This window comes from Lipingzhangella halophila (genome assembly GCF_014203805.1).
GTDB classification, from domain to species: Bacteria; Actinomycetota; Actinomycetes; order Streptosporangiales; family Streptosporangiaceae; genus Lipingzhangella; species Lipingzhangella halophila.
In genome coordinates this window covers 105590-128067 of the sequence record NZ_JACHJT010000002.1, presented here as the reverse complement: position 1 = coordinate 128067, position 22478 = coordinate 105590, and the positions used below count along the sequence as shown (strand labels likewise).

The 22478-nt window shown below is 70.8% G+C and carries 22 protein-coding genes; 13 read left to right on the top strand and 9 right to left on the bottom strand.

The annotated features are described in order from the left end of the window. The first annotated feature begins 97 nt into the window (after positions 1-97). Complete coding sequence (locus F4561_RS27610; protein WP_184584471.1) at positions 98-805, top strand: hypothetical protein; 708 nt, start codon at positions 98-100, stop codon at positions 803-805. A gap of 66 nt (positions 806-871) precedes the next feature. Here F4561_RS27610 and F4561_RS27605 read toward each other — a convergent pair whose 3' ends face one another. Beyond that, positions 872-1948: a restriction endonuclease subunit S gene (locus F4561_RS27605; protein WP_184584469.1), complete on the bottom strand. Its 1077-nt coding sequence runs from the start codon at positions 1946-1948 to the stop codon at positions 872-874. A gap of 454 nt (positions 1949-2402) precedes the next feature. On the opposite strand from F4561_RS27605, the gene F4561_RS27600 reads away from it, so the two are divergent. Together F4561_RS27600 and F4561_RS27595 are read left to right on the top strand one after the other, a co-directional pair. Further along, positions 2403-3176, top strand: a complete 774-nt coding sequence (locus F4561_RS27600) for a methyltransferase domain-containing protein (protein WP_184584467.1) — start codon at positions 2403-2405, stop codon at positions 3174-3176. A gap of 117 nt (positions 3177-3293) precedes the next feature. Then, positions 3294-4106, top strand: coding sequence for a class I SAM-dependent methyltransferase (locus F4561_RS27595; RefSeq protein WP_184584465.1), 813 nt, complete (start codon positions 3294-3296; stop codon positions 4104-4106). Positions 4107-4178: 72 nt separating this feature from the next. Here F4561_RS27595 and F4561_RS27590 read toward each other — a convergent pair whose 3' ends face one another. Beyond that, complete coding sequence (locus tag F4561_RS27590) at positions 4179-5411, bottom strand: ROK family transcriptional regulator (RefSeq protein ID WP_376773758.1); 1233 nt, start codon at positions 5409-5411, stop codon at positions 4179-4181. Positions 5412-5518: 107 nt separating this feature from the next. Here F4561_RS27590 and F4561_RS27585 point away from each other — a divergent pair, with 107 nt between their 5' ends. The 7 genes from F4561_RS27585 (at position 5519) to F4561_RS27555 (ending at position 13911) form a co-directional block, all read left to right on the top strand. Further along, positions 5519-6679 carry a Gfo/Idh/MocA family protein gene (locus F4561_RS27585; RefSeq protein WP_184584463.1) on the top strand — a complete coding sequence of 387 codons (1161 nt, stop codon included), beginning with the start codon at positions 5519-5521 and terminating at the stop codon, positions 6677-6679. 38 nt (positions 6680-6717) lie between these two features. After that, positions 6718-8193, top strand: coding sequence for a sugar ABC transporter ATP-binding protein (locus F4561_RS27580; RefSeq protein ID WP_184585319.1), 1476 nt, complete (start codon positions 6718-6720; stop codon positions 8191-8193). A gap of 259 nt (positions 8194-8452) precedes the next feature. Beyond that, a complete protein-coding gene (locus F4561_RS27575; protein WP_246438170.1) occupies positions 8453-9736 on the top strand; it encodes an ABC transporter permease in 1284 nt (427 codons plus the stop codon). After that, positions 9733-10749: an ABC transporter permease gene (locus F4561_RS27570; protein ID WP_184584461.1), complete on the top strand. Its 1017-nt coding sequence runs from the start codon at positions 9733-9735 to the stop codon at positions 10747-10749. The genes F4561_RS27575 and F4561_RS27570 overlap by 4 nt, the downstream gene beginning before the upstream one ends. A gap of 14 nt (positions 10750-10763) precedes the next feature. Next, positions 10764-11963 carry a substrate-binding domain-containing protein gene (locus tag F4561_RS27565; protein ID WP_184584459.1) on the top strand — a complete coding sequence of 400 codons (1200 nt, stop codon included), beginning with the start codon at positions 10764-10766 and terminating at the stop codon, positions 11961-11963. Continuing rightward, positions 11963-12865, top strand: coding sequence for a sugar phosphate isomerase/epimerase family protein (locus F4561_RS27560; protein ID WP_184584457.1), 903 nt, complete (start codon positions 11963-11965; stop codon positions 12863-12865). Before F4561_RS27565 ends, F4561_RS27560 begins: the two co-directional genes overlap by 1 nt. A gap of 32 nt (positions 12866-12897) precedes the next feature. Next, on the top strand, positions 12898-13911 hold the full coding sequence (locus F4561_RS27555) for a sugar phosphate isomerase/epimerase family protein (RefSeq protein WP_184584455.1): 1014 nt from the start codon (positions 12898-12900) through the stop codon (positions 13909-13911). Between the two features lie 211 nt (positions 13912-14122). On the opposite strand, the gene F4561_RS27550 is transcribed toward F4561_RS27555, so the two are convergent. Both F4561_RS27550 and F4561_RS27545 read right to left on the bottom strand, forming a co-directional pair. Continuing rightward, a complete protein-coding gene (locus tag F4561_RS27550; RefSeq protein ID WP_184584453.1) occupies positions 14123-14347 on the bottom strand; it encodes a MerR family DNA-binding transcriptional regulator in 225 nt (74 codons plus the stop codon). Further along, positions 14344-14490, bottom strand: coding sequence for a hypothetical protein (locus F4561_RS27545; protein ID WP_184585401.1), 147 nt, complete (start codon positions 14488-14490; stop codon positions 14344-14346). Before F4561_RS27545 ends, F4561_RS27550 begins: the two co-directional genes overlap by 4 nt. Positions 14491-14721: 231 nt before the next feature. Between F4561_RS27545 and F4561_RS27540 the strand changes: the two genes are divergently transcribed. Both F4561_RS27540 and F4561_RS27535 read left to right on the top strand, forming a co-directional pair. Next, entirely contained in the window at positions 14722-15525 is an 804-nt protein-coding gene (locus tag F4561_RS27540; protein ID WP_184584451.1) for a helix-turn-helix domain-containing protein, read from the top strand. Beyond that, the gene (locus F4561_RS27535) at positions 15525-15701 is read left to right on the top strand and encodes a DUF397 domain-containing protein (RefSeq protein ID WP_184584449.1); all 177 of its coding nucleotides are present in this window, start codon (positions 15525-15527) and stop codon (positions 15699-15701) included. The genes F4561_RS27540 and F4561_RS27535 overlap by 1 nt, the downstream gene beginning before the upstream one ends. 174 nt (positions 15702-15875) lie before the next feature. On the opposite strand, the gene F4561_RS27530 is transcribed toward F4561_RS27535, so the two are convergent. The 5 genes from F4561_RS27530 to F4561_RS27510 all read right to left on the bottom strand — a co-directional run bounded on the left by F4561_RS27530 (position 15876) and on the right by F4561_RS27510 (position 21393). Then, positions 15876-17336, bottom strand: coding sequence for an FGGY-family carbohydrate kinase (locus tag F4561_RS27530; protein WP_184584447.1), 1461 nt, complete (start codon positions 17334-17336; stop codon positions 15876-15878). Then, positions 17333-18385, bottom strand: a complete 1053-nt coding sequence (locus tag F4561_RS27525) for a 2-hydroxyacid dehydrogenase (protein WP_184584445.1) — start codon at positions 18383-18385, stop codon at positions 17333-17335. Before F4561_RS27525 ends, F4561_RS27530 begins: the two co-directional genes overlap by 4 nt. Positions 18386-18468: 83 nt before the next feature. Further along, positions 18469-18921: an RpiB/LacA/LacB family sugar-phosphate isomerase gene (locus F4561_RS27520; RefSeq protein WP_184584444.1), complete on the bottom strand. Its 453-nt coding sequence runs from the start codon at positions 18919-18921 to the stop codon at positions 18469-18471. Positions 18922-18928: 7 nt separating this feature from the next. After that, positions 18929-20698, bottom strand: coding sequence for a dihydroxyacetone kinase family protein (locus F4561_RS27515; RefSeq protein ID WP_184584442.1), 1770 nt, complete (start codon positions 20696-20698; stop codon positions 18929-18931). Then, on the bottom strand, positions 20698-21393 hold the full coding sequence (locus tag F4561_RS27510; protein ID WP_184584440.1) for an HAD family hydrolase: 696 nt from the start codon (positions 21391-21393) through the stop codon (positions 20698-20700). Before F4561_RS27510 ends, F4561_RS27515 begins: the two co-directional genes overlap by 1 nt. 184 nt (positions 21394-21577) lie before the next feature. Here F4561_RS27510 and F4561_RS27505 point away from each other — a divergent pair, with 184 nt between their 5' ends. Then, complete coding sequence (locus F4561_RS27505; RefSeq protein WP_184584438.1) at positions 21578-22369, top strand: DeoR/GlpR family DNA-binding transcription regulator; 792 nt, start codon at positions 21578-21580, stop codon at positions 22367-22369. The last annotated feature ends 109 nt before the right edge of the window (positions 22370-22478 follow it).

Here is a 22478-nt window from a genome sequence, read left to right as displayed (position 1 = left end):
TTGGCTCCTGCGGGGGAAGCGGACACCCCGCATGGGGGAGGACCTGACCGGTGCCCGGCCGCGAGTCTGTGGGTGACACACCGACTCGGGAGGCGTGATGAGTGTGTTTCATTACGGGCACTACAGCGCCCGCAGCCAGGGTAGGGCCCTCTTCACTGCCCGCGACGGAAGCGGCGCGGGGAACGCCTGGCGGGGAGCGGGGTGGTGGGGGTTCGGGCTCGCGGTGGGTTACGCGGTGTTCGTCCGTTTCTACCACGCCGCGGGCGGGACGATCGGCATTCCCGGACAGTTGGAGAGTCCGCACGTGTTCGCGATGGCCAGCTACCTGGCCGGGCTGCTGATCCTGGTGGGCGGCCTCGCCTGCCTGTACCTGGCGCTGCCGCGGGTCCGCGCGATCCCCCGGCGGTTCCCGTGGCGCCCGGGCGAGCAGATCCCGGCGTGGCTTCTGGTCCCGTTGTGCCTGCTCCCCACGCTCATCGGCGCGGTGTACGCGGTCGCGCACGCGCTCATCGGTTTCTCCACCAAGACCCTGGACCTGTTCGGCCTGGTCCGGCTGGAGTACCCCGACGTGTGGCAGAACCTGGACCGTACCGCCATGGCACTGTGGGAGATCTTCTTCTACGAGCCCTGGTTCCTGGCGATGGGTGTCTGCCTGGCCCTGTGCGGCCTGCGGTACCTGCGCGACCTCGGACTCGGCGCGCGCACCGTGCGCAGCGCGGCCTGGGCGCTGGCGGGGGCCGCCGTGCTGCTGGCCGTGGCGGGTACCGGTGCGCTGGTGCTGGACGGCACCCTGAGCGCCGGCTGACCGCGGCCCGCCGCCGGGCACCATCCACCCGGGCGAACTCGGCGATGGGGCCCGGCCCGAAGACGGTTATACAGCCTTCTCCACGACGCGCTCCGCATCCTTGACCCGGAGCTTTCCGGACATGAGTTGCGGCAGGAGGGTGTCCCGGAGCTCGGCGAGGGTGCGGGATTCGGCGGTCCGAGAGCGGACTACGGCCCAGAGAGCACTACAGGAGTCCGCCACCCCGGCCCGGCTGTCCGCCGGGGGGAGGGCCACTTCGAGGCTGCTGAGATTGCGCATGCTCAGCTTCGGCTGTGCGGCCCCGGTCACCAGTGGGGAGACATCGCCGGTCCGCACAGCAACCGCCAGGAGCTCAGTGGATACCTCTGTTCCGGTAAGCACATGGGCGTGGTTACTGACCCAGAAATCCCCCCACACGTACTGGGTCATCGGCCGGCTTCCGTCCTCGGTCACCGTCCCGTCCTCGCCGACCAGAAGATGCGGGCCGGAAAAGATGTAGTCGTTGACGTAGTCGATCGCCCCTGCCGCTCCGTAGTACGGGTAGACACCCTGAACGGTCTTTCTGTGCCGAGCGGAGAGGGGGACTCTCCTCCGGTTGTGGAACTCGGCGATACTGCTGATCCTGCGGACCTCCCGGGTTTCCTTTGCCGCGCCCAGGAATACGGCTTCCATCAACTCCCGGGATGTCTCCAGCGCCCGGTCATTGGTGGCGATCTTCTTGTCCAGCGCGCCGAGCGTAGCGGCGATGGCCTGCTGGTTCCTGAGTGAGGTCCAATGTATGGCGAGCGGGTGCACGTGGTTTCTGTTCAATGTCGGGTGCGAGGACCCGGTGTCCATTGCCAAGAGATCCAGGGTCCGCAGAAAGTAGTACACGAACCCGGGGTCGTTTCCCTTGAAGTCCTTTACCCAGAGCGTGGTGTCGTGCGGCCAGTAGTCAGACGCCAGGTAGAACACCTTTCCCAGGGTTCCCTTGCGTCCAATAACCACGCCGGGCCCCGTGGCCATGGGGGTGTCGTGGTAGCTGGCCACCCCTCCGGAGGAAACGACCGGAACGTTTCCCGGGCGTTGTTGGGAGCGTGTTATGTCGAACCCGCGCTGGAAGGTCAGAACATCGCCGATTGTGGTCCGGTGCCAGTCGCTCATTAGACCCTCCCGGGCCGCTCGCGTACCACGGTCTCCGGGCGCCCCGACGATCCTCGACTGAGCAGGGGAACGGGACGGACGCTCCGGACGGAAAGTCTTTCAGCGCTGTGAGACGGCCGCCCGGGGGCGGGGCCACTGGAGGAACAGCGGGATCTGCCGCGCCAAGCCGGTGAACTAGGGGGCATCGAGGGCTGATGTAGGTAGGCCGTGCGGCGATCTGGGTGGCTCACCCCGATGCGGCCTCCAGGCCTTCCTCCGTAACGTCTCTGACATGGGACAAACACGTAAGCCCTAGGACGGCCGGCGCGGATGTCCCAGGCCCAGCGCCACCGGGGGGCAGCTCGCGGAGCTGTGCCGATGTGTCCGGAACACCTCACCGGCGTGCGGCTGGCCCGCCAACTCTGTTCCCATCGGGACCACGCTCGAAGTGGTCTGACACGGCAGGGAGCCGGATATGACCTCTCCCGTACCGATCGACGTCACCGAACTGACCGCCAAGGTCAAAGGCATGTACCAGGCCGTGGCCGAGAAACCGCACGACGCGTACCACTTCGAGATGGGCCGGGACCTCGCCGACCGGCTCGGCTACCCCGCCGGGGTTCTCGACCAGGTGCCCCTGGAGGCCGTCGAGTCCTTCGCGGGTGTCGGCTACTTCTTCGACCTGGCCCAACTGGTCGAAGGCGAACAGGTCCTCGACCTCGGCTCGGGGTCCGGGATGGACGCCTTCTTCGCCGCTGTGCAGGTGGGGCCGCAGGGGCACGTACACGGTATCGACATGACCGAGCAGCAGCTGGCCAAGGCCGAGCGGCTGCGTGCCGAAGCCGGATCCGCCTCCACCACGTTCACGCCGGGCCGTATCGAGGAGCTGCCCTACGACGACGCGAGCTTCGACGCGGTGATCTCCAACGGGGTGATCAACCTGGCCCCGGACAAGGGCCGGGTTTTCCGCGAGGCCGCCCGCGTGCTGCGGCCGGGCGGCCGCATGGTCCTGGCCGACATCGTGACCGAGACCATGCTCACCGACGGCATCGTCGGCAACGTCGACCTGTGGGCGTCCTGCATCGGAGGCGCGTTCCAGCAGGACCGCTACCAGGACGCCATGAGCGCCGCCGGACTGCGGGTCGAGGTGATGCGGACCAATCCCTACGAGTTCCTCTCGGAGCAGGCCCGCGGCGCCAGTGAGCGGTTCGGTGTGAAGAGCGTCTGCGTCCTCGCGCGAAAGACGTAGCGCGGTCGGCGCGCAGCAGGACACCGGTACGCACCGCACCGCGGTGGGTGCCGGTGCCCCATGAAGGTACCGGCTTTCCCGAAGGACCCGTCTGTTCACCGCGAAGGGAGCACCACGATGACCGAGACAACGCTGTTGGCGGAGCTCAAGGCGAAGCAGCGGCAGACCTGGAGCAGTGGCGACTACGCCAAGATCGCGTGGTTGACCGTGCCCCTGGCAGATGCGCTCTGCGACGCCGCCGACCTGAGGCCGGGGGCGCGGGTACTGGACGTCGCGACCGGCACCGGGCATGTGGCGCTCGCCGCCGCCCGCCGGTTCTGCGATGTCACCGGTATCGACTACGTGCCCTCGCTTCTCGAGGTCGCCCGCCGCCGCGCCGAGGCGGAGGGTATCCCCGTGGACTTCCGGGAGGCCGACGCCGAGGAGTTGCCGTTCGCTGACAACACGTTCGACTACGTACTGTCGGCCATCGGCGTGATGTTCACCGCCGACCACCAGCGCGCGGCCGACGAGCTGGTACGGGTCTGCGTCCCCGGAGGGCGGATCGGCCTCGTGAGCTGGACCCCGAGCGGTTTCGTGGGCGATCTGCTCGCGACCGTCGGCCGGCACGCCGCTCCGCCGCCCGGCGCTCAGCCGCCGCCGCGGTGGGGGGTCGAGGACACCCTCCGGGAGCTGTTCGGGGCGGGGATCTCCGACCTGGAGTGCGGCAAGCACATGATCACCGAGCGCTTCGTCTCGCCGGAGCAGTTCGCTGACTTCTTCATCACCCACTACGGGCCGACGTACAAGGTGGCGCAGCGGCTGGACGACGCGGGCGCGCGGGCGTTCCACCGGGACCTGGCCGCTCTCGCGGAATCGGCGAGCCGGACGAGTGACGGGACGGTGGTGTGCGACTGGGAGTACCTCGCCGCCGTCGCCACCAAAGCCTGACGCCGAAGAGACACGGCTGGGACCAAGGAGCGGGGGAGGAGCGCCGCGAAGGGGGCGGTGGGGCTCTCCTGGTCAGCCGCTCGTGACCAGGGTCTCCACCCGCTGCGGGCTCAGCCCGTTCTCGATGACCATCACCGCCGCGCCGATGATCCCGGCCCGCTCTCCCACCTGCGAGGACACGATCCGCAGATCCTCGGTGGCCAGCGGCAGTGACCGCTGGTAGATCACTTCGCGCACCCCGGCCAGCAGGTGGTCGCCGGCCAGCGCGAGCGAACCGCCGATGACGATGATGGACGGGTTGAGCATGTTCACCGACGCGGCCAGTACCTCCCCGATGTCGCGTCCGGCCTGGCGCAGGGCGTGCAGCGCCGGAACCGCTCCCGATCGGGCGAGCTCGACGACGTCCAGCGCGCCGCTCGCCTCGAAACCCTGCCCGACGAGCGCCTCCGCGATGGCCGAGCCGCTGGCCACCGCCTCCAGGCAGCCGCTGTTGCCGCACCTGCAGGGCGCCTCGCCGCCGTGCGGCACCTGGATGTGGCCCAGGTCGCCCGCGGCGCCCTTGGCGCCGCGGTAGACCCTGCCCTCGCTGATGATGCCGCAGCCGATACCGGTGGCGACCTTCACGAACATCAGGTGGCCGGCTTGGCTCCAGCGGGCGAAGTGCTCGCCCAGCGCCATGATGTTGACGTCGTTGTCGACGAGCACCGGCCCGGCGAAGTGCTCCTGCACGTAGCCGGGGACGTCGAAGCCGTCCCAACCGGGCATGATCGGCGGGTTCACCGCCCGGCCCGTTGTGTGCTCCACCGGACCCGGGAGCCCGATCCCCACGCCCAGCAGGTCCTCGGTGGTCCTGCCGACCCGTTCCAGCAGTGTGCGCCCGTTCGCGGCCACCCAGTCCAGCACGGCCCGCGGTCCCTGGGCGATGTCCACGTCGGCGCGGGTCTCGGTGAGCAGTTCGCCGGCCAGGTCGGTCAGTGCGAGTCGGGCGTAGGTGGCGCCCAGGTCCGCGGCCAGTACGACGCGTGCCGAAGGGACGAAGGCGAAAGTGGTCGGTGGCCGGCCGCCGGTCGACGCGGCTTCCCCGGCGGGACCGATCAGACCGCTGGCCAGCAGGGCGTCCACGCGCTGGGTGACGGTCGAGCGGGCCAACCCGGTGACCCCGGCCAGCTCCGAGCGGGTACGCGGCCGGCCGTCGCGCAGCAGGCTCAGCAGCATCCCGGTGCCCGGGAACGCGGGCACGGCATAGAGGGGCGACCCGGCGGCGGGCGCGGATGTGCCCGTGTAGAGCAACGCGTCTTCTGTCACACGAACAGTGAAGCATACGAACTTCTTCGGTGTGGACTACCAGCTATTACGTGATTACTTTTCAGCTTCTGCTTGACCTTCGTCAAAAGTCCCCGTAGCTTTCCCCTATGGCAGTGAGTCACATCACAGGATCGGGCACTACTCCGGACGCGGATCCGGAAGCCTCCACCGACCGGTTCGACGACGGCTACCGCGCGGCGATCATTGGCACCGGATTCATGGGACAGGTCCACTCCCATGCCATCCGCGCCGCTGGGGGCCGGGTCGTGGGGGTCGCCGCCTCCACGTCCGACAGCGCCCGCGCTGCCCGGCGGAACCTGGGCGCCGAACGCGCCTTCACCGACAGCCGCCACCTCATCGACAGCGACGACGTCGACGTCGTCCACGTCTGCACGCCCAACCACCTGCACGGCCCGCTGGCCATCGCCGCGCTCAACGCCGGCAAGCACGTCGTCTGCGAGAAGCCGCTGTCCACCGACGCCGCGACGGCCGCGGAGATGGCGGACGCCGCCCAGGGCGCTGAGCGGGTCGGCACCGTCCCCTTCGTCTACCGGTTCCACCCGATGGCGCGCGAGGCACGGGACCGGGTCCGCCGCGGCACCATCGGCCGGGTCGTCCTCGCGCACGGCAGCTACCTGCAGGACTGGCTACTGCGTCCCGGCGACGACAACTGGCGCGTGGACCCCGACCTCGGTGGTCCGCTGCGCGCCTTCGGCGACATCGGGTCGCACTGGTTCGACATGGTGGAGTTCGTCACCGGCGACCGGATCACGCGGCTGTGCGCGCAGACATCGACCGTCAATCCCAGCCGCGGCGGTGGGGACGGCCGGCCAGTGGGCACCGAGGACCTGGTCACCGTGCAGTTCGCGCTGCGCGGCGGCGCGGTCGGCACCTCGGTCATCAGCCAGGTCTCCGCGGGCCGCAAGAACCGGCTGCTGCTGGAGGTCTCGGGCACCGAAGCCACTCTCTGCTTCGACCAGGAGCAGCCGGAGTTCCTGTGGCAGGGCGAACGCGAACGCAGCGCCCTGCTGATGCGCGACCCCGACACGCTCAGCCCCGATGCGCGCCGCCTGGCCCGGGTGCCCGCCGGCCATCCGCAGGGCTACCAGGACTGCTTCAACGCCTTCGTCGCCGACACCCGGGACGCCATCGCCGGAGAGGCACCCGACGGCCTGCCCACCTTCGCCGATGGCCTGCGCGCCGCCCACATGGCCGAGGCCGTGTTGGAGTCCGCGCGCACCGGAACCTGGGCGGAGGTCTCCGGGTGAACGCCGCCGATGCCGCCCCCGACGCCCCCGTGCTGCGGATGCGCGGAATCTCCAAGTCGTTCCTGGGCGGCCGCGTGCTGCACGGCATCGACCTGGATCTGCACCCCGGCGAGGTGCACGCCCTGGTCGGGGAGAACGGCGCCGGCAAGTCCACGCTGATGAAGATCCTCGCCGGTGTGCACAGCGCCGACGAGGGCACGATCGAGCTGTCCGGTGAGCGGGTGTCCTTCGACCACCCCGTCCAGGCCCAGCAGGCCGGTGTCTCCACGGTGTTCCAGGAGTTCAACCTGCTGCCGGAGCGCAGTGTCGCGGAGAACGTCTACCTGGGCCGGGAACCGCGGCGCCGCGGGCGCGTCGACGCCCGCCGCATGGCCGCGGACACCGAACACCTGCTGGCCGACCTCGGGCTGACCGGGCTCTCGGCGCAGGTCCGGGTGGGTTCCCTCTCCGTGGCCGAGCAGCAGATCGTCGAGGTTGTCAAGGCGCTCTCGCACGACGCCCGCATCATCTCCATGGACGAGCCCACCTCGGCGCTGGCCGGCCACGAGGTGGAACTGCTGTACGGGCTGGTGCGCCGGCTGAGCGAACGCGGCGTGGCCGTGCTCTACGTCTCGCACCGGCTGACCGAGGTGTTCGACCTGTGCGAGCGGATCACCGTGCTCAAGGACGGCGAGCGGGTTGGCACGGTCGACGCCGGCCGGACCACTTCGGCGGAGCTGATCCGGATGATGGTCGGCCGCTCGATCAGCGCGTTCTTCCCCGAGCCGGCCGAGGGCACCGAGCTCGGCCCGGTGCGGCTGGAGATCACTGACGGCGGCAATGAGCACCTCGACGGCATCAGCCTGCGTGCGCACGGCGGGGAGATCGTGGGGCTGGCCGGGCTGCAGGGCAGCGGGCGCACCGAACTCGCCCACGCGCTTTTCGGGCTGCGGCGCTTCACGCGAGGCGAGCTGCGGGTGGACGGCCGCCGGGTGGCGCCGCGCTCCCCGAACCAGGCGGTGCGGGCCGGAATCGCCCTGGTCACCGAGGACCGCAAGACCGAAGGGCTGGCGCTCAACCAGTCGGTGCTGGCCAATGGCCGCCTGGTGCTCGACTCCGTGCTGGGACTGCGGGCGGGCGAGCGCGCGCGCCGGCTGCCCGGCCTGTTCTCCTCACTGGAGCTGGTCAACCGCGACTCCGACCAGGAGGTCCGCTACCTGTCCGGCGGAAACCAGCAGAAGGTTGTGCTCGCCAAGTGGCTGGCCACCGACCCCGGCGTCATCGTGCTCGACGACCCCACCCGCGGTATCGACGTCGGAGCCAAACGCGCGGTCTACACGCTGATCCGGCGCCTGGCGGCCTCGGGGGTGGCGATCATCCTGATCTCCTCCGAGCTGACCGAGGTCATCGGCCTGGCCGACCGCACCCTCGTGCTGCACGACGGGCGCGTCGCCGGGGAACTGCCCGGCGGGACGTCGGAGGAGGCCGTCATGGCGCTGGCCACCGGGCACGGACACGACCTGGAGGCTTGCTGATGCCGCCTCCCCCAAACAGCCGCGGCCGGCGGCACCGATTACCAGCGCCGCCCCGCCACGTCCGCGGCACCCCACTGGAAGGCCACCCGCCGCAGGGCCCGATCCGCGGCCCCGGCCGTGCGCTCACCCGGCAGGAGCGCCGAGAGCCCGGTGCGGCCGGCCGGGCTCCCGGACGCCCGCGCTGGCTGGCCCGCCTCTGCCAGTTCCGCGTGCCCGCGCGTCCCCCCGCAGGTGAAGGCCACGACCCCTGGAGGTGCCCATGACTGTGTCGGTGTCGGCGCTCGGCACTGCGCGCTCAGGGCTGGGCCGCATGGGCACGACGGGGGTCGTCTACCTCGCGTTTGTGGGGATAGCGGCGGCGGGTACGGCGGTGGCCGCGTTCAACGGGCACAACCTGCTGGAGACCGCGAACCTCGTCGAGATGCTGACCCGCTCCAGCCTGCTGGGTTTCGTCGCGGTCGGGCAGACGCTGGTCATCCTGTGCCGGTCGCTCGACCTGTCAGTGGGCTACGTGGTGGCGCTGTCCAGCGTGGTCGCCGCCACCACCATGGCCGGCGACCCGGGCCGGATCTGGCTGGGCGTCCTCGCCGTGCTCGCGGTCTCCGGCCTGATCGGCCTGGTCAATGGGCTGGTCATCACCAAACTGCGTGTCAACGCCTTCATCGCGACCCTGGGCATGGGCCTGATCATCAAGGGCTACCTGGACACGCTCTACCAGGGGCCCGCGGGGGAGGTCCCCGCGGCGTTCCAGGTGTTCGGCTACACGCGCATGGGCGTCCTTCCGCTGTCGACCGCTGTGCTGATCGTCGTGGCCGCCCTCGCCTTCGTGTTCCTGCGCTCCACCCGGACCGGCTACCACATGTACGCCGTCGGTGGCGACGCTGAGGTCGCGCGGATGTCGGGCATCCGGGTCGACCGGCCGATCATCACCGCCCACGTGCTGTGCTCGGTCGCCGCCGGGGTGGCCGGGCTGCTGATCGCCGCCCGGTTCGGTACCGGCAGCTCCCTGGTCTACGGGTCGGGGTACGAGCTGGAGTCGATCGCCGCGGTCGTGCTCGGCGGCACCTACCTGCTGGGCGGGCGCGGCGGTGTGGCCGGGACGATCGCCGGCGTGCTGATCCTCGCGGTGCTCGACACCCTGTTCAACGTCCTGGGGGTCGACCCGTTCTTCAAGGACGTGCTGCGCGGCGTCATCGTCATCACCGCGGTGGCGATATACGCCCGGCGCGGCAGCGGAATGGCGCACCCGCCCCGCTTCTCCCGCGGCGCGCACCAGCGGAGCCGTGTCCCCGGCGCGCCGCCGCCCAAGGGCAGGGCCGGCCCGCGGGCGGCCGGGCATCCGCCGGGCACGGCGGAGCCAGGGGAGCCCGACCGGCCCCGCCAAGCGGACCCCGCCGGCGCCGCGGGCGGCACGGACGACGTGAGCCGGGCGGACCAGAGGGACCAGGAGGACCGGGCCGGCCAGCCGGAGCGGTCCGACCGGAGCGGTCGGACTGACCGCGGAGGCCAATCCGGCCAGGCAGGTCGAGGAGGCCGCACATGACACGCGCCCCCGAACGTCCGAGCCAGCGCCCCAGCGCTGGCCGCACCGCCCGGTTGGCGGTCGCCCGGCTGCTCGACGGCGGTAGCGGCACAGTGTTCGCCCTGCTGATCGTCATCTTCGTGCTCATCTTCACGATGAACCCCGCCTTCGCCCAGCCGCCGTCGATGCTGGCGTTCGCCAAGCAGGCCGCCCCCCTGGTCATTCTCGCCGTGGGCCAGTACTTCGTGATCGTCTCCGGCGAACTCGACCTGTCGGTGGGCTCCCTGGTGGGCGCCCAAGTGGTCATCGCGGCCGCGCTCATCGACGGCGAGGAATCGCGCACGTTGCCGGTGCTGCTGTTCATGATCGCGTTCGGTGTACTGGTCGGACTGGTCAACGGGCTGGTCACGACCGTGCTGCGGGTGCCCTCGATCATCACGACGCTGGGCACGATGCTGGTCCTCTACGGCGCGATCAGACTGTGGACCGGCGGCGCGCCCACCGGCGCGCTCTCCGAGGCGTTCCGCCAGGCGGGACGCGGCGGCATCGAGGGGGTGCCGGTGATCGGGCAGCTTCCCTGGGCGGTCCTCATCGCCGCCGCGGTCGCCGCGGGGGCCGTGGCGCTGATGCGCTCGCCCTACGGCCGCGTCCTCATCGCGACCGGTGACAACGACACCGCCGCCACGTTCTCCGGTGCGCGGGTGTGGCGGGTACGCACGACCGCCTTCGTGCTCTCCAGCCTGCTCGCCACCGTCGCGGGCATTCTCATCGGCGGGTTCGCCGGAGTCACCGCGCAGGTGGGCGAGGGCCTGGAGTTCATGGCGATCACCGCTGTCGTCCTGGGCGGTGTCGTCCTGGGCGGCGGCCACGGCGCGGTCATCGCCGCCGTCGGCGGCGCCCTCGCCATGGAGGCGCTGTTCACCCTGTTCATCCAGTTCGACCTGCCAGCGACGATCCAGCCGACCGTGCAGGGCCTCATCATCATCGCCGCCGTCGCCTACGCCGCGCGCCGGCGTTCGGCAAACCCGTCCTAGGAGGTTCGACCACGATGCGTCCCCCACACGCCCTCTTCGTTGGTGCCGCCGCTCTCAGCCTGGCGCTGACGGGCTGTACCACCGATCTGCCCGACGACGAAGCCGGCGAGAGCCCATCCCCCGGCGAGGAGGAATGGTTCAACCAAGAGGACTACGAGGAGCAGCTCGCCCAGCGCGACATCGAACCCGAAGGCGACCCGGACGAGCCGTGGCTGCAGGCCATCGACCCCGAGTACGTCGACACCTCCGAGCACGCGCTGGAGGGCGACGACGCCGATGAGCCAACCGTGTGCTTCTCCAACGCCTCGGTGTCCAACCCCTGGCGCGTCACCGGCTGGATCACCATGCAGCAGCAGGTGGAGGCGTTGCAGGACGAGGGCGAGATCGGCGAGTTCCGGGTCTCCGACGCCGCCGACGACGACAACCAGCAGATCTCCGACATCCAGGCGTTCGTCGACTCCGGCGACTGCGCCGCGATCATCATCTCCCCCTCCACCACCGCCACGCTCACTCCCGCGGTCGAGACGGCCTGCGAGAGCGGGGCGCCGGTCATCGTCTTCGACCGCGGTGTCGAGACCGACTGCATGGTCACCTTCATCCACCCCATCGGCGGCTACGCCTACGGCGCCGACGCCGCTGAGTTCCTCGTCGACGAGCTGGAGCCCGGCTCCCGGGTTCTCGCGCTGCGCATCCTCCCCGGCGTGGACGTCCTGGAGCACCGCTGGGCAGCCGCGCAGCGCATCTTCGACGACAGTGACCTGGAGCTGATCGGCCACGAGTTCACCGAGGGCGACGGTGCGCAGATCAAGGACATCGTCACCCAAGAGCTGCAGAGCGGCGAGGTCGACGGCATCTGGATGGACGCCGGCGACGGCGCCGTCGCCGGGCTGGAGGCGTTCGAGGACCAGGGCCGCCCCTACCCGGTGATCTCCGGCGAGGACGAGCTGAGCTTCATGCGCAAGTGGCAGGAGGAGGACATCACCGCGATCGCGCCCGTCTACTCCAACTTCCAGTGGCGCACCCCGGTGCTGGCGGCCACGCAGATCCTCAACGGCGAGGAGGTCCCCGAGGAGTGGGTGCTGCCGCAGGAACCCATCCGCGAGGATGAGCTCGACGAGTACCTGGAGCTCAACTCGGACATGCCGAGCCTGCACTACGCCAAGTTCGGCGGCGAGGACCTGCCCGGCTTCCCCGAGGCCTGGCAGGACCGGTAATGCGCCGCGCTCTGGGAGTCAGCACGTGGGTGTGGACGTCGCCGCTGACCGACGCCGCACTGGCCGAACTCGCGCCGCGCATCCGCGGGTGGGGCTTCGACACCGTCGAGCTCCCCGTGGAGGAGATCGGCGACTGGTCACCGGAGCGCGCGGCCGAGCTGCTGGACGCAGAAGGGCTGGCGGCCACCGTCGCCCTGGTGATGGGCCCGGGACGGGAGCTGGTGGCGGCCGACCGCGCGACGGTCGCCGCCACCCGCGACTACCTGCGGCGGGTGGTCGACGCCGCCGCCGCGGTGGGCGCACCCGTAATCGCCGGGCCCGCCTACTCCTCGGTGGGGCGCACCTGGCCGATGACCGGGCAGGAGCGCGCCGACTGCTATGCCGAACTCGCCGAAGGGCTGGCCCCCGTGGCCGAGTACGCCGCGGCCGCGGGGGTACGCATCGCGGTGGAGCCGCTGAACCGCTACGAGACCAGCCTGCTGACCACCGTCGACCAGGCGTTGGACGCGCTGGCCGGGCTGCCGCCCGAGACCTGCGGGCTCGCCCTGGACGTGTACCACATGAACATCGAGGAGACGGACCCGCCCGCGGCGATCAGGCGGGCCGGCGACCGGATCGCCCACGTGCAGGTCTGCGCGAACGATCGGGGCGCACCCGGCGCCGACCATCTGGACTGGCCGGCGATCCAAGGGGCGCTCGACGCGGTCGGCTATGGCGGGCCACTGGTCATCGAGTCCTTCACCGCTGGCAACGCCGCGATCGCCACCGCCGCCTCGGTGTGGCGCCCGCTCGCCGCCAGTCAGGACGCGCTCGCCACGGAGGGCCTGGCCTTCCTTCGCGGGCTCCAGGGCGGGGCGGTCGAGGGGGCGCCCCGCCCGCCCGCCGCGGACGAAGAGAACTGATTCGCACCGTGTTCGCAGAGGAGACAGCCGAGATGGCTCATCCGATCACCCTGTTCACCGGCCAATGGGCCGACCTGCCGTTCGACGAGGTATGCCGCCTGGCGTCCTCCTGGGGCTACGACGGACTGGAGATCGCCTGCTGGGGCGACCATTTCGACGTCCACCGCGCGGTCGAGGACGGCTCCTACGTCCAGGCCAAGCTGGACACCCTGGCCGAGTACGGCCTTAACGTGTGGGCCATCTCCAACCACCTCACGGGACAGGCCGTGTGCGACGACCCCATCGACCAGCGGCACCGCGACATAGTGCCGCCGCACGTATGGGGGGACGGCGACCCCGAAGGTGTGCGGCGGCGCGCCGCCGAGGAGATGCGCGTGACCGCCCGGGCCGCCGCCCGGCTCGGCGTCCCCACCGTCGTGGGCTTCACCGGGTCGGCCATCTGGAAGTACGTGGCCATGTTCCCCCCGGTTCCCGAGTCGGTGATCGAGGCCGGATACGCAGACTTCGCCGACCGCTGGAACCCGATCCTGGATGTCTTCGACGAGGTCGGCGTGCGTTTCGCGCATGAGGTGCACCCCTCCGAGATCGCCTACGACTACTGGTCCACCGTGCTGGCACTGGAGGCGGTCGGCCACCGCGAGGCGTTCGGGCTGAACTGGGACCCCAGCCACATGGTCTGGCAGGAGGTCGACCCTGTGGGATTCCTGTGGGACTTCCGCGACCGGATCTACCACGTCGACTGCAAGGACACCCGGCGGCGGACCGGCAACGGCCGCAACGGCCGGCTGGGATCGCACCTTCCCTGGGGCGACCCGCGCCGCGGCTGGGACTTCGTCTCGACCGGACACGGCGACATCCCCTGGGAGGACTGCTTCCGCACGCTGAACCGGATCGGCTACCAGGGGCCCGTCTCCATCGAGTGGGAGGACGCCGGAATGGACCGGCTGGTCGGAGCGGCCGAAGCCGTCCAGTTCGTCCGCGCCCGCCTCTTCGACCCCCCGGAGGCCTCCTTCGACTCCGCGTTCGGCGGTACCGGCGCGGACTAGACGCGGACTAGGTGCGCTGACCATGGGGGCAGCCCTCGGGTGTCGGTGCGGGCGCCCGATGGTGGCGCACGCGACGGCAGGGGGCCGCTCCGTAGTTGGGGTTATCGCTGATCTCGGGAAAGTACACGTATTACTCGCCAGTATTAGGTGTACTTTCCCGAGATCGACGCAAAGAATGCCCGCCCACCACCTTCGCTGGTGCCGTCGCGGACTAGGTGGGTGGGTTCTTATCCCGTATGGCGTCACGCAGGGCGTAGACGTCGCCCACGCCGAACAGGCGCCACCCGTTGTGGTTGGTGACGTAGGGGATGTGTCCCGCGCGGGCCCACTGACGCATCGTGGAGGGAGCGATGCCCAGTTCGTTCGCCGCCTCCCCGTTGTAGAGCACGAAGAAGTTCAGGTTCGGGTCGGGGACGTTCGTCTCGGGGACATTCACCGGAATACCCCCAGGCCGGCCAGGGCCGTCAGGTCCGGGAACTGGCCGAACGCACCGGCCTGTGCGGCACGCAGGCGTTCCACAACGAGCAGGTAGGGCCGGATTCGCGCGCTTCGGCGTGGTGGCAGACTGGTCAACGTCATCAGCTCCTCTTAGCTGGTGGCCACTCCCCGGACGGCCGTAATCCGTCGCGGGGGTCTGTTTTCGAGATACGAACGAGCAGCCGCACTCTCACGCGTCGGGGTGGCTGCGTTCGTTCGATCCATGACGAACAGCATCGCGATCCATATTCTGACCTGCAATAAGCGCTACATGATTGACCCTTTTTGGCGAATGGGTAGCGGAATGGATCTTCTATGGATCATTCTGGATCCATGGCAGAGCGAGTAGACAAGACGTGGTCCAGGTGGGGCGCGGAATTAAGGAGTCTACGCCGTTCAACTGGAAAGACGCAGACCGAACTCAGCAGAGCGACAAGGATCAGCCGCCCTCACATAGGGAAGCTCGAAAACGGGACGCGAACGCCCAATAGGGACCACGCGGTCGTTCTCGACAGCGCTCTTGCTACTGACGGCAAGCTCTTGAGGCTCTGGGAAGAGCTGAACGACGTGAAGCGGGTACCGGACAAGTGGCAAGATTTCGTACAGATCGAACGATCTTCGGCGGAGATTCGTGAGTACCAGCCGTTGCTAATCTCCGGTCTGCTGCAAGCCCCCGGCTACGCCCGTGCCATCCTGATTAGCGGCCCCTTGAGCGCAACTCCGGACCTCCTTGAGCAGGCTGTGAAGACCAGGGTCGACCGGTTGGCGGAGATTCCCCCTCGCGTACAACTCAGGTTCGTCTTGGACGAGATCGTATTGCGTAGGCGCGTTGGTCCACCCGAGGTCATGAGAGAGCAGCTAGACCACCTGCTTTTTCTGATCCAGGACCGGCGTATCCGTCTGTCGATCATTCCGGACCACGCTCCACGACAGACAGCAGTTGGAGGGTCGTTCCGCATCTTCGGTATGCCAGGGGGAGGCGTGGTGGTACACCTGGAGCACGCCAAGGGGCAGATCGTCGTAGACGACCCGGAGACAGCCAACGAGATGGCGACGGCCTACGGTGACCTTCAGGCCGAAGCGCTGCCCTCGTACACAACGGCGGAATTGATCGAGAAGGTAAGAGGTGAGCTGTGATGCCTGGATGGCACAAGAGCAGCTACAGTGACCGCGAATACAACTGTGTGGAGGTTCGGGAGACCGCACATGTGGCCGACGTGCGCGACTCGCAGAACCGGGAACACGGGCACATCAGGTTCCCCGCATCGGAGTGGTCCGCATTCCTCGCGGATGTCCGGACTGGAGAGCTGTAACCACGAACACGAGAGGGCCCTGGGACTGTCCGGGGCCCGTTTGTGTGTGGGCTGTTTCCACGGAGAGCACGCGCCTGTCGGCACACGGCGGCTCTGCGCCATGATCAGCTTTCGCGAACCCGCCCCTGTCCTCGGCCAGCCAGGCGCGCCCTACCCCGCGTGACGCGTCGTGCCCTACGCCGGTGCGTCCGAGCTCCACAGGGCGCGGGCGCTGTCCAGGTGTGCGCGGTAGCGCGCGTAGCCCTCCTCGTACTGGTCGCGCAGGTGCGGGCGCGGGGTGACCCGGGTGCCCTCGTCCAGCCAGCGGGCGCCGTCGACGGGCTCGCCCATCGCCCGCCAGGCGGCCACGGTGGCACCGCGCACCCCCATGGCGTCGTCGGGGGGCAGGATCACCGGCCGGCCCAGTACGTCGGCGAAGACCTGGATCCAGCCCCGAGACCGGCTGCCGCCGCCGCAGGCGGCCAGGCGGCCGGTCAGCCCGGCCGTCTCCAGGCAGTGGCGGGCGGCATAGGCGATGCTCTCGCAGACCGCGCGGACGATGTCGGCCCGTTCGGTGCCGAGGTTGACCCCGGTGAGCTGGCCGCGCGCCCGCGGATCCACGAAGGGCGCGCGCTCGCCCGACTCGGCCAGGAACGGCAGCGCCGACACCCCGCGGGCACCGGGCGGGCTGGCCTCCAGCAGCGGCTCCACCTCGCTGATACCGATCCCCAGCAGCTCCAGCAGCCAGTCCAGGCTGGCCGTGCCGACCATGGCCGGCATCGCGCGGGAGAACCGGTCGGCCAGGTCGGTGCACAGCCACATCCCCGCGGGCTCACCCGGCGACTCCACGCGCACGTTGTCGGCGACGACCTGGCAGGCCAGGGTGGTGCCCAGGGTCAGCAGCCCGTCGCCCACCTCGGTCACGCCGCTGCCCAGCAGGCAGGAGGGCAGGTCGAACGGTCCGCCGGTCACCGGCGTACCCTCCGGCAGGTCCAGTAGTTGGGCGCCGCGCCGGTCCAGGGAGAACAGGCTGTGCGGCGCGGCGGGTTCGGGCAGCAGCCCGCGCCACTGCGAGACGCCGCACTCGGCGAGCGCGCCGGGGCTGTAGGCGCGGCTGCGCACGTCCAAAAAGGGCAGGGACGCGTCCGAGGCGTCCACGGTGACCTCGCCGGTGAGGCGCTGCACGATCGCGTCGACGCAGTACCCGGCCACCGCGGAGCGCCGCAGTGTCTCTGGCTCCTCCCGGTCCAGTGTCGCCAGGAGCGGACCGTGCGCGCCGGGGAACATGCCCTGGCCGGTCAGCTCGTGCACCCGCGCCATGGTGCCGTCCTCGTACCACTGCCGCACCAGCGGTCCGGCGCGCCCGTCCAGCCAGGAGATGGCGCGCCGGGTGGGATGGCCGTCGGCGTCGCGCAGCCACAGGCCGTCGCCCTGGCCGGTCAGGGCGACGGCGGTGACCGGCTCCGTCCGTGCCGCCGCGACCTTGCGCACCACCGAGGAGACGGTGGCCAGCACCTCGTCCAGGTCCTGCTCCACTCGGGCGCCGCTCAAGCGGTGCAGGGTGGTGGGCTCGTCGGCCTCGGCCACAGCCCGGCCGTCGCGGTCGAAGACGGCGGCTTTGGTCATCGTCGTGCCCACGTCGACGCCAATGATCATGAGCGCACCTCCCGCACCTCGGGATTGGCCAGGTGGCGGGGCTCCTCGCCGCGCAGGTAGCGTCCCACCTCACCGGCGACGATACGCGCGGCGCGTTCGGCGGTCTGGCGGGTGGCCCCGGCCAGGTGCGGTGTGGTCACCACGTTGGGCAGACCGCGCAGTGGCCAGTCGGCGGGCGGCGGTTCGACGTCGTAGACGTCCAGCGCGAGCGCGCCCAGGCGTCCGCTGCGCAACGCCTCGGGCAGTGGCGCGTGGTCGAGCAGGCCGCCCCGCGCCGTGTTGACCAGCACCGCGCCGTGCGGCAGCAGCGCGAGCCGATCGGCGTCGATAAGGTTGCGGGTCTCCGGGGTCAGCCGCGCGTGCAGGCTGACCACGGTGCTGGCGGAGAGCAGCTCCTCCAGCCCGACGAGACGCGCCCCGTCCTCGGCGATGGCCCGCGGGTCGGCATAAGGGTCGCTGACCAGCACCTCGGCTTCGAAGGCGCGCAGAATCCGGGCGACCATGCGCCCGATGGCGCCGTAGCCGACGAGCCCGACCACCGTGCCGCGCAGTTCGATACCGGCCTGGTCGTAGGCGTAGTAGTCGCCGCGCCACCGGCCCTCGCGCAGTTCGGAGTCGGCGGCGGGCACCTGGCGCAGGGCCGCGAGGATCATGGCGATCGCGTACTCGGCGGCCGCGGTCGCGTTGCGGCCGGGAGCGTAGGTGACCGCGACGCCGGCGCGGGTGGCCGCCTCCAGGTCGACGTTGACGGGGCCGCCCCGGCACACCGACACCAGTCGCAGGTCGGGGCAGGCGTCCAGGACCGCCGCGGTCACCGGGGCCATCTGCGTCATGCAGATCTCGGCGCCGCGTAGCTGCTCGATGACCTCCTTCTCGGTGCCGCTGGCCTCCTCGACCCCGCCGACGGGGCCGAACGGTTCAACGGGCCAGGGCAGTCGCAGCCGGACGGCCTCCGGTGGCGGCAGGCGGTCGGCGCGGACCTCCTCCTCCAGGGCGGCCACCAGCAGGTCCGGGCTGACGAAGTGGTCGCCCGCGGCCAGTACACGCATGTCGGCTCCTGTTCAAATTCGCATCGGTCCAGGCCCCTGACGGGGGTTGCCTCCGGGGGCCGCGGAGGAAGCCGCGCCGCGGCTCAGGCCTGTTCGTACTCGCTGATGCGGGCGACCTTGCCCGCGCTGGCCGAGCGGGGGTCGAAGACGTGGCCGATCCACTCGGTGGCGATCCGCTTCGCCAGCTCGGGGCCGATCACCCGCGCTCCCATGGTGAGTACCTGGCAGTCGTTGGACTTCACCGACCGCTCGGCGGAGTAGGAGTCGTGGGCGACCGTGGCGCGCACCCCGGGGACCTTGTTGGCCGAGATGCACATGCCGATGCCGGTGCCGCACACCAGCAGGGCGCGTTCGACCTCGCCCGCCGCGACCGCCTCGGCGGCCGCGATGCCCAGCAGGGGGTAGGCGCGGTCGTCGGCGACGTCGGGGACGCCGAGGTCGCGGACCTCGGAGATGCGCGTGTCCTCGCGCAGCAGGTCGCGGAGTTCGTTCTTCAGCGCCACTCCGGCGCTGTCGGCGGCGACGGCGATCCTCATGGCGTGTTCACCGGCTTTCGGGGACGGGGTCGGCGGGGGTGGGGGAGCGGCCGTCGAGCACGCCGGCTACGGCGGTGGCCATCAGCGCCAGCGAGGTGGCGCCGGGGTCGGCGTGTCCCTGGCCGCGTTCTCCAAGGCGGGCGGCGCGTCCGCGCTTGGCGGGCATGTCGGCGGTGGCACGGGCGGCGCTGGTCGCCGCGGCCGCGGCATCGGCCCAGGCAGCGGCCAGCGGCGTACCGGCGCGCGCGTGCGTGAGCAGCGTGTCGCGGAAGGGAGCGAGCGCGTCGAGCATGGTCTTCTCGCCGACGGCGCCGCCGCCGAGCTCGCACACGGCGTGGAACGCGGCGTCCACTGCCGGGGCGAGCAGTTCCGCGGTGACCGGCACGGGCCCGGCCTCCAGCAGTCCGCCGCCGATCTCGGTGAGCAGCAGGCCGTAGAGCGCGCCCGAGGCACCGCCGGCCGCGTCGGCCAGCGCGGTACCGGCCAGCAGCAGCGCCCGGCCGGTCGCGTCGGCGGTGTCGCCGGGGTCTGCGCCCCGGGCCGCCGCGACGGCCGCGCGCAGCCCGCGCACGATGCCCTGGCCGTGGTCGCCGTCCCCGGCGACCGCGTCGAGCCGGCCCAGTTCCTGCTCGTGTGCCTCGACGGCGGCCAGCGCCGCCGCCAGCGCCTCTGCCGCGGCGCCGCCGCCCGCCGCCGGTGTATCGGCGGTGCGCGGTGCCGTGCCGGCGGCCGCTCCGGGGCGGGGTGCTCTCCGCGGCTCGGGCACGGCGTCGGCCGCTGCCGGGGCCGAGGTGAAGGCGGGGGTCTGGCACGGCTCGTCGTAGAGGTCGGCCAGTTCGTCGTCCAGGACCAGCAGCGACAGCGAAAGCCCGGCCATGTCCAGGGAGGTGACGAACTCGCCCACCTCGGGGCGGTGGGGGGTGAGGCCGGCGTCGGCCAGCCGGCGGTGCACCCGGCCGTAGCAGATGAACAGGTCCTCGTAGGGGGTCTGCCCCAGCCCGTTGAGCAGCACCGCTGTGCGCCCGGTCGCGCCCGCGGGCAGCTCGGGCAGCAGGGTGTCGACCAGCACGTCGGCAAGCCCGGCGGGGTCCTGGGCGGGGACACGGCGCAGTCCGGCTTCGCCGTGGATGCCCAGCCCCAGCTCCATGGTGCCCTCCGGGACGGTGAACAGCGGCTCCTGCTGGCCGGGCAGCGTGCAGCCGTCGAAGGCCGCGCCGAAGGTGCGGGTCATCGCGTTGGCACGCGCCGCCACCCGGGCGACGCCGTCCAGGTCGTAGCCCCGGGCCGCGGCCGCCGCGGCGATCTTGAAGACGAAGAAGCCGCCGGCGACGCCGCGGCGCGCCTCGATCTCCTGAGCGGAGCCGCTGGCGACGTCGTCGGTCACCAGGACGGTCCGGGAGTCGACGCCCTCGGCGGCGAGCCGCCGCGCGGCGAGGCCGAAGTGCATCACGTCGCCGGCGTAGTTGCCGAAGCTGAACAGCACCCCCGCACCCCCGTCCACCGCGCGCGCGGTGCGGTAGACCTGCTCGGCGCTGGGGCTGGTGAACACCTCGCCGACGACGGCCGCGTCGGCGAGGCCCGGTCCCACCAGGCCGGCGAAGGCGGGGTAGTGGCCGCAGCCCCCGCCGATGACGACACTGACCCGCCCCTGCTCGGGGGAGCGGGCGCTCAGCACGCCGTGCGCGTCGGGCACGGGCGCGACCAGCCGGGAGTACGAGCTGACCAGGCCCTCCACCCAGGAGGACTTGAAGGTGGTGGAGTCGGTGGCCGCGGACATCAGCTGCTCCCCTGGGCGGCCGGGCGGGCGAGCAGGCGCAGCAGGCGTTCGCTGACGTCGGCGAGGTCGCGGGCCTCCTCCGCGGCCAGCGCCAACGCATCGGGGGCCGGGCGGTAGCCGGGGGCGGGGTTGGGCAGCGCGACCACCGTCATCTTGGCGGCGTGGGCGGCCCGGATGCCGTTGGAGGAGTCCTCCACGGCCGCGCAGTCGCCGCCCTCCTGGCCGATCCGCGCGGCCGCCTCCAGGTAGACGTCGGGGTGGGGTTTGCCGCGGCCGACTTCGGCGCTGGAGACCGTCGCGGTGAAGTGGTCGGCGAGGCCGTGCCCGCGCAGCACGGCGTCGATGAGCCGGCGCGGCGCGGAGGAGGCGAGGGCGATCGGGACCTCGGCGCTGACGGCCGCCACGGTCTCCCGCGCGCCCGCGAGCAGCTCGACCCGCTCCTGCTCGAAGGCCTCGACCATGCCGTCGACGACCGCGCGCTCGGTGTCCTCGTCGGACTCCGCGGCACCCGCCCGCCGGTTGAGGTAGTGCGACCACTCGCTGGAGCTCATGCCCTGGACGGTAGCGGTGTCCTCGGACTCCCACTGGACGCCGTGGCGCGCGGCGTAGCCGGACCACATCTCTTCCCACAGGTGGTCGCTCTCGACCAGTACACCGTCGAGGTCGAACACCACCGCGTGGAGTCTGCTGCTCATCGTGTTCTCATCCTCCAGCCACATGACATCAATGGCGTTAAACTAACACTGAAGAAGTTATTTATCCATGCCCCAGTGTTATCTCCAGCGGTGCGGGAAGGCTCCGATACCGTCTGACAGGCAGTCCCGGCCGCCGTGCCGCCCGCCCGTCACCAGCAATCCGGAGTTCGAGGACAGTGGTCCTATGAGTACCCGACGCAGCGACGCCCGCCCCCAGGAAGCCCGCCAGCAGGCCATCGCCGAGTTCGTCGCCAAGCAGGGGTCGGCCACGGCCGTGGAGCTGGCCGAGCTCACCGGTGTCAGTGTGATGACCGTGCACCGCGACCTCGACGAACTCGCGCGGCGCGGCCTGCTGCGCAAGTTCCGCGGCGGGGTATCCGCTCAGCCCTCCACGGTCTTCGAGAGCGACGCCGAGTACCGCCTCAACGCGCGTATCGAGCAGAAGCGTGCGATCGCCGCCCGCGCCGCGGAGTACGTGGAGCCGGGCGGCTCGATCATCCTCGACGACTCCACCACCGCGCTGCAGATCGCCTCGCTGCTGGAGCCGCTGTCTCCGCTGACCGTGGTCACCAACTACCGCCGCACCATCGACGAGCTGCGCACCATGAAGGACGTCCGGCTGATAGCGCTCGGCGGCGACTACTCGCGTACCCACGACTCCTTCAACGGCCTGCCCTGTACCGAGGCACTCTCCTCGATCAGCGTCGACACCGCCTTCATCAGTACCTCCGCCATGACCGCGGCGATGACCTACCACCAGGAGCAGGAGATCGTCGTGGTCAAGCGGGCGATGCTCGCAGCGGCCGCGACCAAGGTGCTGCTCATGGACTCCAGCAAGATGCCGCGCACCGCGCTGCACCATTTGGCGCCCGCCGACTTCTACGACCGCGTCATCGTCGACGACGGGGTCGATGCCGCCCTGCTCGCCGAGCTGCGCGACCACGTGACGGTGGACGTCGCGGTGGTGAAAAACTAAATCACGTATTGCGTGTTAATTTCACGCGAGTTATGTTTCCTCCTGTGATGTAGGTGAGACCTGGATCACGTGCGGTGCCTCTCGGTCCATGCGGCCTCGCGGCCCGCGC